The 12,938-nt window shown below is 58.6% G+C and carries 10 protein-coding genes; 8 read left to right on the forward strand and 2 right to left on the reverse strand.

Annotated elements, in window-relative coordinates; translation table 11 throughout:
- The first annotated feature begins 274 nt into the window (after positions 1-274).
- On the forward strand, positions 275-2,554 hold the full coding sequence (locus ACYQ1A_RS00975; protein ID WP_499359428.1) for a beta-glucosidase family protein: 2,280 nt from the start codon (positions 275-277) through the stop codon (positions 2,552-2,554).
- A 161-nt stretch (positions 2,555-2,715) separates the two neighbouring features.
- Positions 2,716-3,777 (forward strand): AraC family transcriptional regulator, encoded by a 1,062-nt coding sequence (locus tag ACYQ1A_RS00980; RefSeq protein WP_499359430.1) that lies wholly within the window; start codon positions 2,716-2,718, stop codon positions 3,775-3,777.
- On the opposite strand, the gene ACYQ1A_RS00985 is transcribed toward ACYQ1A_RS00980, so the two are convergent.
- Positions 3,774-5,180 carry an aminotransferase-like domain-containing protein gene (locus tag ACYQ1A_RS00985; RefSeq protein ID WP_499359432.1) on the reverse strand — a complete coding sequence of 469 codons (1,407 nt, stop codon included), beginning with the start codon at positions 5,178-5,180 and terminating at the stop codon, positions 3,774-3,776. The two genes, ACYQ1A_RS00980 and ACYQ1A_RS00985, sit on opposite strands and share 4 nt — an antisense overlap.
- Before the next feature lie 147 nt (positions 5,181-5,327).
- Between ACYQ1A_RS00985 and ACYQ1A_RS00990 the strand changes: the two genes are divergently transcribed.
- From ACYQ1A_RS00990 to pgsA, 3 genes are all read left to right on the forward strand, one after another.
- Positions 5,328-6,578 (forward strand): aspartate aminotransferase type Ic, encoded by a 1,251-nt coding sequence (locus tag ACYQ1A_RS00990; protein ID WP_499359435.1) that lies wholly within the window; start codon positions 5,328-5,330, stop codon positions 6,576-6,578.
- Positions 6,579-6,590: 12 nt separating this feature from the next.
- The gene (uvrC, locus tag ACYQ1A_RS00995) at positions 6,591-8,450 is read left to right on the forward strand and encodes an excinuclease ABC subunit UvrC (RefSeq protein WP_499359436.1); all 1,860 of its coding nucleotides are present in this window, start codon (positions 6,591-6,593) and stop codon (positions 8,448-8,450) included.
- 122 nt (positions 8,451-8,572) lie between these two features.
- The gene (gene pgsA, locus ACYQ1A_RS01000; protein WP_499359439.1) at positions 8,573-9,142 is read left to right on the forward strand and encodes a CDP-diacylglycerol--glycerol-3-phosphate 3-phosphatidyltransferase; all 570 of its coding nucleotides are present in this window, start codon (positions 8,573-8,575) and stop codon (positions 9,140-9,142) included.
- An 11-nt stretch (positions 9,143-9,153) separates the two neighbouring features.
- On the opposite strand, the gene ACYQ1A_RS01005 is transcribed toward pgsA, so the two are convergent.
- Positions 9,154-10,008 carry an HD-GYP domain-containing protein gene (locus ACYQ1A_RS01005; RefSeq protein WP_499359440.1) on the reverse strand — a complete coding sequence of 285 codons (855 nt, stop codon included), beginning with the start codon at positions 10,006-10,008 and terminating at the stop codon, positions 9,154-9,156.
- A gap of 171 nt (positions 10,009-10,179) precedes the next feature.
- Between ACYQ1A_RS01005 and aroF the strand changes: the two genes are divergently transcribed.
- The 3 genes from aroF (at position 10,180) to ACYQ1A_RS01020 (ending at position 12,877) form a co-directional block, all read left to right on the forward strand.
- A complete protein-coding gene (gene aroF / locus ACYQ1A_RS01010) occupies positions 10,180-11,196 on the forward strand; it encodes a 3-deoxy-7-phosphoheptulonate synthase (protein ID WP_499359442.1) in 1,017 nt (338 codons plus the stop codon).
- 110 nt (positions 11,197-11,306) lie between these two features.
- Positions 11,307-12,008: a DUF4377 domain-containing protein gene (locus ACYQ1A_RS01015; protein ID WP_499359444.1), complete on the forward strand. Its 702-nt coding sequence runs from the start codon at positions 11,307-11,309 to the stop codon at positions 12,006-12,008.
- The gene (locus ACYQ1A_RS01020; protein WP_062221600.1) at positions 12,005-12,877 is read left to right on the forward strand and encodes a prephenate dehydrogenase; all 873 of its coding nucleotides are present in this window, start codon (positions 12,005-12,007) and stop codon (positions 12,875-12,877) included. Before ACYQ1A_RS01015 ends, ACYQ1A_RS01020 begins: the two co-directional genes overlap by 4 nt.
- Positions 12,878-12,938 lie beyond the last annotated feature (61 nt).

The following is a 12,938-nucleotide window of genomic DNA, read 5'->3' on the forward strand; positions in this document are numbered from 1 at the left end:
CTGGATTGCCACTCGCTGGCGCTTTTCGCCAACAGAAAGATACGCGCACAGCCGCCTTGAGCCCGCCACCATATCTGCCGCGCGGCCTGATGGACCGTTCGCCGCGACGCCCCTCAGGTTATCCCCTTACCCCGTTCACGCCCGCAGCAGCACGCCATGCCAAAACCCGCAACGGCGTGCAAAGTGTAGTTTTAAAACCGCGACTACCATTCTTGTTCCGATAACAACCCGTTACCGATACATATATCGGCCCTCGGGATACATGGAGGCAAGTATGACGACTCGCACACCCTGGATATTGACCACGCTCTGCGCTGCGCTGCTGGCCGCGTGCGGTAGTGGTAATGATGGAACTACAACATCGACCGCCACCACCACGCCCGATCTGGACGCCATTGCTGATCAGCGCGCGGCCGCCCTGGTCGCCCAGATGACGCAGGATGAGAAGATTCAACTGGTTCACGGTGTGGGCACCCAGACCGGCCCGCTGGGCGGCGCGGGTTATATACCAGGCATTCCGCGGCTGGGTATTCCGGATTACTACATTGCTGATTCCGCCACCGGCGTCTATCAGACCTTGAATGGCTCGCCCGTGGTCAATGGCGCCACGGCCATGCCTTCAACCATTGCCTTGGCCGCCAGTTGGGACACCCAACTGGCTTATGACTATGGCGCGCAAATCGGCAAGGAATTACGCACCATTGGCTTTACCGAAGGCCTGGGTGGTGGCGTCGATCTGGCGCGTGAATTGCGTAATGGCCGCACTTTTGAATACATGGGCGAAGATCCGGTATTAGCTGGTTACATGATCGCGGCGCGCACCACCGGCACGCAGGATCAGAAAGTGGTGGCCACCATCAAGCATTACGCGGCCAATGATCAGGAAACCAATCGGTTTACCTCCAATTCCATCATCGACGAACGCACGCTACGTGAATTGCATTTGTTGCCGTTTGAAATTGGCGTCAAGAACGGCCAGCCCGGCAATATCATGTGTTCGTACAATCTGCTGAATGGCACCAAAGCCTGCGAAAACAAATATCTGCTGACTGATGTGCTCAAAACCGAGTGGGGCTTTAAAGGCAAGGTGCAATCGGACTGGTTTGAAGCGCTGACCGATACCGTACGCGGGGCAAATGCCGGCCTGGATGAAGAAGAAGGCGGGTCCACAGACGACAGCACGGGCTTTTATGGGATCGCTACTTATTTCAATCAGAAGCTGAAAGCAGCGGTGCAAAACGGCTCGGTGGCGCAATCGCGGCTGGACGATATGGTGCAGCGTAAATTACGTACCTTGATCCGCCTGGGCATATTCGATAGCCCGGCCGCGCTGAATGGCACGATAGATCAAGCCGCAGGTAATGCGGCGACGCAAGCGGCGGCAGAACAATCCATGGTTCTGCTTAAAAACGCAGCGCCGAGCAATTCCAGCGCAGCGGTATTGCCGCTGAATGCCAGTACCATCAGCAGCATTGTGGTGATTGGTGGTCATGCCGATGTGGGCGTATTGGCCGGCGGTGGCTCCGGATTAACCCCGCCGCGTGATGGCAATGCCGTCACTTGCTTGCAGCCTTCCGCCATGATTGGTGGCCAGGTTACCGCGTGCGCCACCTGGTACAAATCTTCGCCACTCAATGCCATCCAGGCAAAAGCGCCCAATGCGACGGTGACTTATCTGGATGGTTCGGATGCCACCGCTGCGGCCGCCGCTGCGGCCAATGCCGACGTGACCATACTGTTTGGCACGCAATGGGAAACCGAAGGCGGCGATTTGGCGTCCCTGGCGTTGCCCAGCAATGTGACCGACCCGGCCAATCAGGCCTATGACCAGAACGCTTTGATTGCCGCCGTCGCCGCCAGCGCCAAACGCAGTATTGTGGTGCTGGAAAGCGGTACTGCGGTCACCATGCCCTGGCTGAACAATGTCCATGCCGTGCTGGAAGCGTGGTACCCGGGAATGCAAGGCGGTCCGGCAATTGCCAATATATTGTTTGGCAGCACTAATCCGTCGGGCAAATTGCCGATTACTTTTCCGCAAGCGGACACCGATCAGCCCCAAAAGGCGATTTCCAGCACGGATTTGAACGTGACCTATAGCGAAGGTCTGCAAATGGGCTATCGCTGGTATGACGCGCAGAATATCCAGCCCTTGTTTCCGTTTGGCTATGGTTTGTCCTACACCACGTTTGCCTATTCGGGCTTGAGTACGTCCGTGGATAGCAGTGGCAATCTCACCGCCAGCTTTACCGTCAAGAACAGCGGCAATGTCGCTGGCGCCGAAGTGGCGCAACTATATAGCGCAATGCCGACCGCAGCCGGTGAACCACCGCGTCGATTGATTGGTTGGCAAAAAGTGCAATTGGCGGCAGGCGAAGCGAAAACCGTGACCGTCAACGTCAAGAACGAACGTCTGGCGGTGTGGGATATCAATCTGCACCAATGGCGTATTCCACCAGGCGCTTACACCTTTTATGCGGCCGCCTCATCGCGGGATAGCAATGCATTGAGTAAAGCACTCACCCTGGAAGAAAAAATCCTGCCCATCAGCAAATAACTGGACTTTGCTAAAACCGGCCCGTCCGTCTTATGGCGGCGGGCCGGTTTTTTTAATGCAGTGGTGCAAGTGGCGACATAAGGCGTATGCCTGACCGGGCTGGTTTGCCAGCTGTGTTAGCGTGGTTTGGTGCAATGACTGCATGTTGCAATGCAGCGTTAGTGTTTGATTATGATGAGGTTTTGTTGATGACGCCGTGGTCGAAAACCGTAACCAGCAAGCTGGCGTTATTAGGGCTGGAATCCGCAAAAGCCAGTGGCATGAGTGTGCGGGAATTTCAACGCATTACCGGCATTGCCGAGGCCGAAGCGCGCGATGCGCAGGGGCGAATTCCGGCAGAAAAACATATCGCGATGCTGAATTTGACGGAGCGTCTGGCGCCGCCAGAGCATCATCCGCATAGCATGAGCGAAATTCTATCCACCGCGCCATTCAGTACCGTCATTTGCGTGGTCGCCAATTCGCCAAGCTTGCAAGAGGCCTTTGCCAATTTCTTGAAATTGCGCGCTTTGATCGGCGATGTGGACGATGTATTGATTCGCGAGCAAAACGGATATTTTGAATTTGAATATATTCTGGATGGGGGTAGCGAACGCACCGCCTATAGCGCTTTTGGCAATCTGATGTTGTTGGCGCGCCTGGCTCGGCAATATCTGGATGATCCGCATTTGCCGGTGTCGATTGCGCTTGCCGGCTCGCCGTTTCCGGGCTGGCAGCGGGCGCAAGAACAAGAGCAATGTCGCTTGCGCTTCGGACAAGCGCGCAACTGGATGGCTTTGCATTTGCCCACGGCAGGGCAGGCCTATGCGCAGCATAACCGCGTGGCCTATCAGGTGATTTATGGTCAGGCCACGGCGGAGGTCGAAGCCTTGCAGCAGCGCTATTCTTTTGCTGCCCGGGTGCAGGCGCTGGTGGATGAATTGGTCAACCCCATTGCAGTTTTTGCCGGCGACAACAGCTTGTTGGAAATGGTGTGCCAGCGGCTGCATACCTCGCGCTTTACCTTGCACCGTTTGCTGCAGAAAGAAGGCACCCATTTTCAGCGCATTACCGCACAAGTGCGCTTGAAAAAAGCCAAGCAAATGTTGTTGCAAGACCAGGCTTCAATTTCCAATGTCAGCGATATGCTCGGCTTTTCTTCGGTCTCGGCGTTTTCGCGATTCTTCTCCGGGCAAAGCGGATTAACGCCGTCGCGGTTTAAAGCGATGCATCGGACCGGTTAAGCGGCTGTATCCGCTGGCGTCTCAGTGCACGCCAGCGCGGTGCTGAGCCATTGCCACAAAGCGGGCTGATCCGAATGTGCGACATTAAAACGCAGATACTGGCGGGCTGATGCGGCCTGGCTAAACAGATTGCCGGGTGCCAGCGCAATATGTTGTTGCAATGCCATTTCACTGAGCGCTTGCGCATCCATGCCCGGCGGCAAGCGTGCCCAGATAAATAATCCTTCGCCCATGCCGTCGGCGATGGCAAAACCCAGTTGCCGCAGTTGTTTGCTCACCCGTTGTGCGGCGCTGAATAGCTGCGCCTGCACGCGATTGATATGCCGCGCATAATCGCCGTCGCTGAGCACGCGATAAATGATTTGCTCTGTCATGGTGGACGTCATTGCGCCACTGGCCAGTTTTAATTGCGCCAGGCGTTGCGCCAATTGCGGCTGGGCCACCACGTAACTGCTGCGGATATTGGGCGACAAGGTTTTGGAAAAACCGCTGATATAACTCACCTGCGCCAGCCCGCCCAAAGCCGCCAGCCGCGGAGTGGGGTGGGATTGCAGATCGCAATACACGTCGTCTTCAATAATGTGCATATCGTATTGCCGCGCCAGCGCCACTAACTGGCTGGCCTGAGCCGGTGCGAGCGAGTGGCCGCATGGATTATGCAACGCGCTATTGATCACATACACACGGGGGCGCTGCGTTCTGACCACGCGCTCCAGGGCGGGCATATCCAGCCCGTGCTCATTGCGCGCAATGCTGACGATGTCCGCGCCATGTAGTTGTACATTGCTGCGCAAAGAAAAATAGCCGGGCTCGTCCAGCAATACTTTATCGCCAGGCTGTAATAACAAGCGCAATAACAGATCTATGCTGGCGAGCGTGCCTGAGGTGGTCACAATTTGATCTTCAGTCGCATCCAGCCCCAAACGGGCAATTTTCTGCCGCAATGCGCTGCGCAAAGGCAGATAACCCTCGCCGCTATTACTTTCGGACGGTTTCAATATCGGCGAACGCACCGCCGCGCGCATAGCGCGCAATAAGGCCGCTTCCGGCAAGCCCTGCTCGGGCAGAAAGCCGCAACCTGCGCGCAAAAAGCCGTTTTCATTCAGCAAGGCCAGGCGCACAGCCAATAAGGGATCGGCAGGATTGCGCGCCGCGGCGCGCGGCATGGGATTAATCGGGCTGCGGGCAACGAAATGGCCTATGCCTTGCCGCGATTCGATCAGACCCTGCGCGCGCAAGCGGTCCAGCGCGTCATTCAGGGTGGCGCGGCCGACCCCGAGCAATCCGCTTAATTGCCGCACCGAGGGCAAGCGTGTTCCGGCCATCAATTGCTGTTGCTGGATCGCCGCCTGAATCCGCTCCACGATTTGCGTCACTTTGGGGCTGTGCTCATGCAATGGCATAGCCAAAAACACAGGATGCGTTGGGCTCACGTTTCTGCTCGATCGACCGGATAAGTGCGCCTGACTTTAGCCCAAGCTGCTCTGTGCCACAAATGGCGGCGGTTTTAAATTGGGCCGCATCCGTTTATTCGCGCCGAGGTCAAAACCATGCTGGACGCCGCAATTGAATATCAGTCGCTGTTGCAGCAAAACCTGAATCTGGATTTATCGCGCGGCAAACCCTCGCCGCAACAACTGGATTTATCCATGGCCATGCTTACGCGCCAGTTGCTGGATGATTGCCTGGCGGCAGACGGCATGGATTGCCGCAATTACGGGGGTATTGCGGGTATCGCCGAGGCGCGGCAATTGTTTGGCGAATTGCTGGGCGCGCCTGCCGCACAAACCATCGTATCGGGCTGCGCCACGCTGGAATTGCTGCACGACGTTTTGGTGTATGCCTTGTTTCATGGCCTGCCGGGCCATAAGCCGTGGCAAAGCACGCCCGATATTGCCTTTATTGCATCGGTGCCTGGTTATGACCGCCATTTTGCTTTGTGCCAGCGTTATGGCATACGGCTGTATCCCGTGGCGATCAATACTGATGGGCCGGATATGGAGCAGGTAGAACAGCTGGTGGCCCGTGATCCGGCCATCAAAGGCATGTGGTGCGTGCCGCGTTATAACAATCCAACGGGCGACAGTTATTCGGATGCCACGATTCGACGTCTGGCGCAAATGCCCACGGCGGCGCCGGATTTTCGTTTGTTGGTGGATGACGCCTATCGTTTTCATCATTTAACGCCGCAGCCGCAAGCACAGCTGAATATGCTCGAGGCCTGCGCCGCGGCGGGGCATCCGGAACGTGCACTGGTATTTACGTCCACTTCCAAAATCACTTTTGCCAATGCCGGCGTCGCCGCCATGGCGGCAGGGCCGGAAACCGTGGCGTGGTGGCAAATGCACGCGCAAATCCGCAGTATTGGCCCGGATAAAATCAATCAATTGCGGCATGTGCGCTTTTTGCGTAATGGCCGCACCCTGGACGCGTTAATGCGCCAGCATGCCGCTTTATTGCGGCCGCGCTTTGCGGCGATCTATACGGCGTTTGCTGCACATTTATCCGATGTGCCCGGTGTGAGCTGGACCCGGCCCGAAGGCGGCTATTTTGTGCATGTGTGCGTGCCACCCGGCACGGCCAGCCGCGTGGTCGAGCTGGCGCGCGCCGCGGGTGTGCTACTGACCCCTGCGGGCAGCAGTTTTCCGGCGGGCGATCCGCATGATCAGTATTTGCGCCTGGCGCCCAGCTATCCCTCGGTGCAGCAAGTCGCCGCTGCGGCGCACGCGGTGGCAATCTGCATCCGGCTGGCAAGCTGCACAGCACCTCAGACTGTTGCTAAAATCGAGGCTGAATTTTGATTCAGGCCTCTCATGTCCGACACCGTGGCGCAAGCCGCTCCCGATTCCGACCCCCAAGCCCGCCATGAACGCCATCTGGCGTTTGTCAAAGCCTTGCCTTTGTTGCCCGGCGTGTATCGCATGCTGGCGGCCGACGGCACGGTGTTATACGTGGGCAAGGCCATCAGCTTGCGTAAGCGCGTCGGCTCGTATTTTCAGAAGAACGACCACAGCCCGCGCATCCGCCTGATGCTGACGCAAGTGGACCGCATCGAAACCACCGTGGTGCGTTCCGAAGCCGAAGCGTTGGTGCTGGAAAACAATCTGATCAAGGCGCTGGCACCGCGTTACAACATCTTGTTTCGCGACGACAAAAGTTATCCCTATCTGGTGGTAACCGGCCACAAAACGCCGCGTCTGGCGTATTACCGGGGGTCGCTGGACAAGCGTAATCAGTATTTCGGGCCTTTTCCCAGCGGCTACGTGGTAAAGGAAAGCATTCAGTTATTGCAAAAGGTGTTCAAGCTGCGCACTTGCGAAGACACCGTGTTTGCCAATCGTTCGCGTCCCTGTTTGTTGCATCAGATCAAGCGCTGTTCGGCGCCTTGCGTCGACCTGATTACGCCCGAGGACTATCGCGCCGACGTTAATAACGCGGTGCTGTTTCTCAATGGCCGCGCCAATGAATTACTGCTGGAGCTGGAGTCGCGCATGGCGCGATTGTCAGAGGACTGGAAGTTTGAAGAAGCGGCCGCCGTGCGTGATCAAATCCAGGCCTTGGCGCGCATCCAGGAACGTCAGTTTGTGTCGAGTAATACCAACGAGCTCGACGCCGACATCATTGCCGCCGTGGTCGAGAACGGCACGGTCTGTCTCAACCTGGCCATGGTGCGCGGCGGGCGGCATGTGGGCGACAAGAACCTGTTTCCGACGCATGCCGAGGATTACGACGAGGCCGAGGCCATCGAAGCCTTCCTCGCCCAGCATTATCTGGATCGGAGCGTGCCGCCGGTGGTGATCTGTGCACCGGCCCCGCCCAATCTGGATGTGCTGACGCAGCTGCTGACCGAGCAAGCGCAGCGCAAAGTCATCATCAATGCCAATCCCAATGGTGAACGCCGCGTCTGGCTGGAGATGGCGCGCAAAAATGCCAGCCTGGCCATCCAGCAACGCAGCAGTCACGCCGCCAGCCAGTCCGGCCGTTTGCAGGCGCTGATCGAAGCCCTGGGCCTGCCGGAAGATGCGGCGCGGATTGAATGCTTTGATATTTCGCACACCATGGGCGAGGCCACCGTTGCCTCGTGCGTGGTATTTGATGATGGCGATATCCAGACCAGTCAGTACCGCCGCTACAACATCAATGGCATTACGCCGGGCGATGACTATGCCGCCATGCGCCAGGCCCTGACGCGCCGTTATGAGAAAATTGCGGCCGGTGAAGGTAAGGTGCCTGATCTGATTTTGATCGATGGCGGCAAGGGCCAGCTGTCCATGGCAGAAGCGGTGATGGAGGAGGTTGGCTTGCCGCAACCCGCGCTGATCGGTGTGGCGAAAGGCGAGACGCGCAAAGCCGGGCTCGAACAACTGGTGTTTGCCACAACGCACAACGTGCTGCAATTGCCGCGTGACCATCCCGGCTTGCATCTGATCCAGCAAATCCGTGACGAGGCGCATCGTTTTGCCATTACCGGGCACCGCGCCCGCCGCGCCAAAGCGCGGGTGGCATCCAGTCTGGAAGAGATCGAGGGCGTGGGGCCCAAGCGGCGGCAGAAATTGCTGGCGCGCTTTGGCGGTTTGCAAGGCGTAAAAGGCGCTGGCGTCGACGATTTGATGCAGGTCGATGGCATCAGCCAGGCGCTCGCAGAGAAAATCCACGCCGCATTACGCGGCTAGTCGCGCTGGCATAAGCACACAGCGATGCCAATTTGATAAGGCATGTAAATGCGGGCATCGCTGTAAGACTAGCCGCGCTTGTGCTGTTAGAATGCGGGTTTTGAACCGGACCGTGGCCCGCGATGCCTTTTAATCTGCCGATCTTTCTGACCTGGCTGCGTGTAGCCGCAATTCCGGTATTTGTCGGCTTGTTTTATCTGCCCGACACCGCAATTGCCATGCCGATGAAGAACATGATCGGTACCGCCATCTTTGCCGTGGCAGCGCTCACCGACTGGTTTGATGGTTTTCTGGCGCGGCGCTGGAATCAGACCTCTTCGTTTGGCGCCTTTCTAGACCCCGTAGCCGACAAGCTGATGGTGGCGGCCGCGCTGATCCTGCTGGTGGAACTGGAACGCGCGCCGTCGTGGTTGGCCGTCATTATCATAGGCCGCGAAATCACCATTTCTGCTTTACGCGAGTGGATGGCGCAACTGGGCAAATCGCGCAGCGTGGCCGTTGCCACCATCGGCAAACTCAAAACCACGGCCCAGATGATCGCCATCCTGTTTTTGCTGTGGAATGACCCGCTGATTCCCGGCGTGCCCACCTTGTTTATCGGCATGTTGGCGCTGTATATCGCGGGCCTGCTTACCATCATTTCGATGTTCTATTACTTGCGGGTCGCCGCGCAGCAGTTTCGCAGCGTCTAGTTGGCCCGGCCTTAAACGCCCAGCACCGCGCGCTCATCCAGTTGCGCGCGGATGTCCTGCGCCAGGCATTGCACCAGTTCATGATCCACGCTCAGTGGCCGCGCACTCAGATGCACGGGCAGGGGACGCAAATGCCAGTCGTTGGCATTGCCCAATACCTTGAAACCGGTGCGACAAGCCGGACAGGCAATCACATCGCCGCTGCGGGTTTTGTGCGGAATGGCGATGATGGGGCCGCAAGTGGGGCACTGCTGCATGGCGATGCCTTGTTCGGAATGGCCAACGATGTCATCAAAAGCGCCCGCACGCGCCATCTTGATAAAATGCCGCGCCAGCGCGCCATCAAACTGCGTATCGATATTGTCTTCAATTGCCAGCAGTGCCGCCTCCGTGCTGAGCTGGCGGCGATAAGAACGCGTCGAAGTCATCGCATCAAAGGCATCCACCAGACCTACTATGCGCGCCACCAGCGGCAAAGCATCGCCCTGCAGCCCTTGCGGATAGCCGGTGCCGTCGGGCGTTTCGTGATGCATCAGCACCGCTTCGCGCACCAGATGGGCTAGCGGATGCCCCACCAATGCGGCCAGACCGGTTTCCGGATGCGCGCGCACGGCATCGAACTCTTCATCGGTCAGACGGGTCGGTTTGTTGAGTATGGCTTCGGCAACACCAATCTTGCCGAGATCATGAACCAGCGCGCCGAGCGTAATGTGTGCCACGTCTGGTGCAGGCAATTTGAGATCAAGCGCCAGCCGTCGCGCCATTTGCGCTACCCGCCACAAATGCCCGCCCGCCCACGCATCACGCGCCTCAACCAGCGCGGCCTGGGTGATCAGATTGATCAATAAGCGGGTGAGTAAATCCATATCGGCCTTGTGCTGGGGTGGGTTTCGATTACGCTAAAACACGTCCGCGTAAAGCGCGGCTATGCGTGAGTTGCACTTGTTGAGGTTGCCTGTTCGCGCGCGCTGGTTTCCAATCGGGGTCTTGCGCTGCAAGTCATCACGTTTTTACGACATGAATATCCAGGAACAAACATGATTATCGTCATGCAACAAAACGCCACCGCTGCACACATCGACGGCGTCATCAGCGAGATCCGTAAAGCGGGTCTGCAAGAGCATGTGTCGCGCGGCGCGGAACTGACCATCATTGGTGCCATCGGTGACGAAAACAAGCTGGACCTGGCGCATTTCGAGATTCTGCCCGGCGTGGAGCGCGCGCATCGGGTGGCCAAGCAGTACAAGATTGTCGCGCGCGCCACGCACCCGCAAGGCTCGGTCATCCGGGTGCGCGGTATTCCGATTGGCGGAGAGCAGATTCAGGTGATTGGCGGGCCGTGTTCGGTCGAGACGCAAGCGCAGATGGATGAATCGGCCGCCGCCGTGGCCGCAGCCGGGTGTCGCATGATGCGCGGCGGCGCCTTCAAGCCACGCACCAGCCCGTACGCATTTCAGGGCCTGGGGGTGGAAGGACTGGAGTTCTTTCAGCGTTCGGCGCGGCAACACAATCTGCCCATCGTTACCGAGCTGATGGACGTGCGCATGCTCGACACCTTTATCGAGCATGAAGTCGATGTCATCCAGATCGGCGCGCGCAATATGCAGAACTTTGATCTGCTCAAGGAAGTAGGGCGCGTCAACAAACCCGTTATCCTCAAGCGCGGCCTGTCGGCCACAATCGCGGAATGGCTGATGTCGGCCGAATACATTGCGGCGGGCGGCAACCACAACATTATTTTCTGCGAGCGCGGCATTCGTACCTTTGAAACCGCCTATCGCAACGTGCTCGACATCACCGCCATCCCGGTCATCAAGCGTGAAACCCACTTGCCCGTTATCGTCGACCCTAGCCATGCCGGCGGCAAAGCCTGGATGGTGCCCGCCCTGGCGCAAGCGGCGGTGGCGGCGGGGGCGGATGGCTTGCTGATCGAAATGCATCCCAACCCGTGCGAAGCATGGTGCGATGCCGATCAGGCGCTCACGCCCGCAGAGTTGAAGCAACTGATGACGACGCTGGGTGCGATTGCCCAGGCGGTAGGGCGTTCCATCTGATCATCCAGCAAGCCGCCCGCGGCGACTGGTCGAAACGCGGGCGCGGCAACTCAAGTGCGTGCGGGTGGTCGCACCCGATGGCAAATACAAAACTATTCCCGGAGAACCCAATGAAATTGCTGCAAACCTTGCTCTTGGCCAGCGCATTGCTGGCGGTCAGTCTGACCGCGCAAGCGCGCTCGCTGCTCGATGGCGATTATGAATTGCAATCGTGGCGCATCAATGGCCAGGAACTGTCGGCCAAAGCCATCGATGAGCAGCAGCGCCCGGTTACGCTGAGCATCAAAGGCGGCAATATCAGTGGTTTTTCTGGCTGCAATCGCTATATGGGCGCGATCAAGGCGCAGCCGTTCAAGATCGGGCCATTGGCGGGTACGCGTATGGCCTGCCTTGATACCGAGTCGTCGGAAAAAGAACGCGATGTGCTGCAATTGCTCAATAGCGCCAAAAGCTATCAGTTGAGCAAGGACGGCAAACTGGTGCTGCTGTCGGGCACCAATGACCAGTTAGTATTCGCGCACAAGGCGCAGATCGTCGAAAAGGTGGTGCAGATTGCGCCCGAGACCCAGCCGTGCTCGGCCGGTGCCGCCAAAATGGATTGCCTGCAGATCCGTGAGAAGGCAGACGCGCCGTGGCAGTTGCTGTACGGCGGCATCGAGGGCTTCAACTACGCCCCAGGCAAGCTGTACACACTGCGGATTTCCGAAACACCGGTGGCTAACCCGCCCGCCGATGGCGCCAGCGTCAAGCGCGCCTTGCTGCAGATCATCAGCACCTACAGGGAAGAGGACGTGCAAGGTAAAGCGCAATGACCCCAGTACGAAAACTGGTGCTGCTGGGCGCCGGCCTGATCGGCGGCTCGTTTGCGCTGGCGTTGAAGCGGGTGCGTATGGTGCAGCAGGTGGTGGGCGTCGGACGTAATCCCGATAATCTGGCGCGCGCGATCGAACTGAATGTAATCGATGCCGCCACGGCCGATGCCGCCGAAGCCGTCATCGATGCTGATCTGGTGTTGCTGGCCACGCCGGTGGGTCAGATGGGCGCGCTGATGCAACGCATCGCACCGCACCTTGCGCCTGGTTGTCTGGTGACCGATGGCGGCTCTACCAAGCAGGACGTCTGCGCGCTGTTCCGCCAGCATTTGCCCGCACATCTGGCGTGGTGCGTGCCCGGACATCCGATTGCCGGGTCGGACCTATCCGGTGCCGCCGCGGCGCAATATGGTTTGTTTGAAGGCCGCCGCGTGGTGCTCACCCCGTTGCCGGAAACCGACCCGGCCAGCACCGCCCGAGTGCAAGCGCTGTGGCAGCAATGCGGGGCGGTGGTGCACACGCTGGAGGCGCGGCAACATGACGGCGTGTTTGCCGCTGTAAGCCATATGCCTCACTTGCTGGCCTTTGCATATATGAATACCGTACTGGCGCGTGCCGACGCGGACATCTGCCTCGACTTTGCCGCCTCGGGTTTTCGCGATTTCACGCGCATCGCCGGTTCGCATCCGGATATGTGGCGCGATATCGCTCTGGCCAATCGTGACGCGCTGTTGCAAGACCTGACCGCCTGCGCGGACCAGTTGCAACGCGTGATCAGCATGGTAGAGGCGGGTGACCCCGCGGCCATTACCGACTATTTCGCGCAGGCCAGCAAGGCCCGCGTGGCATGGGGCAACCGCAAGCAATAACGCCTAAAGCAAAAACAACAAGGCTGCGCCCGGCACGGGCCAGCCATTACGACAACACACA

The sequence above is a fragment of the Silvimonas sp. JCM 19000 genome (assembly GCF_054652575.1).

What these genes read in the sequence shown, in the direction of transcription:
- ACYQ1A_RS00975 (WP_499359428.1), top strand. Translation starts at nt 275, where the DNA reads ATGACGACTCGCACACCCTGGATATTGACCACGCTCTGCGCTGCGCTG.
- ACYQ1A_RS00985 (WP_499359432.1), bottom strand. Translation starts at nt 5,180, where the DNA reads ATGCCATTGCATGAGCACAGCCCCAAAGTGACGCAAATCGTGGAGCGG.
- ACYQ1A_RS00990 (WP_499359435.1), top strand. Translation starts at nt 5,328, where the DNA reads ATGCTGGACGCCGCAATTGAATATCAGTCGCTGTTGCAGCAAAACCTG.
- uvrC (WP_499359436.1), top strand. Translation starts at nt 6,591, where the DNA reads ATGTCCGACACCGTGGCGCAAGCCGCTCCCGATTCCGACCCCCAAGCC.
- pgsA (WP_499359439.1), top strand. Translation starts at nt 8,573, where the DNA reads ATGCCTTTTAATCTGCCGATCTTTCTGACCTGGCTGCGTGTAGCCGCA.
- ACYQ1A_RS01005 (WP_499359440.1), bottom strand. Translation starts at nt 10,008, where the DNA reads ATGGATTTACTCACCCGCTTATTGATCAATCTGATCACCCAGGCCGCG.
- aroF (WP_499359442.1), top strand. Translation starts at nt 10,180, where the DNA reads ATGATTATCGTCATGCAACAAAACGCCACCGCTGCACACATCGACGGC.
- ACYQ1A_RS01015 (WP_499359444.1), top strand. Translation starts at nt 11,307, where the DNA reads ATGAAATTGCTGCAAACCTTGCTCTTGGCCAGCGCATTGCTGGCGGTC.
- ACYQ1A_RS01020 (WP_062221600.1), top strand. Translation starts at nt 12,005, where the DNA reads ATGACCCCAGTACGAAAACTGGTGCTGCTGGGCGCCGGCCTGATCGGC.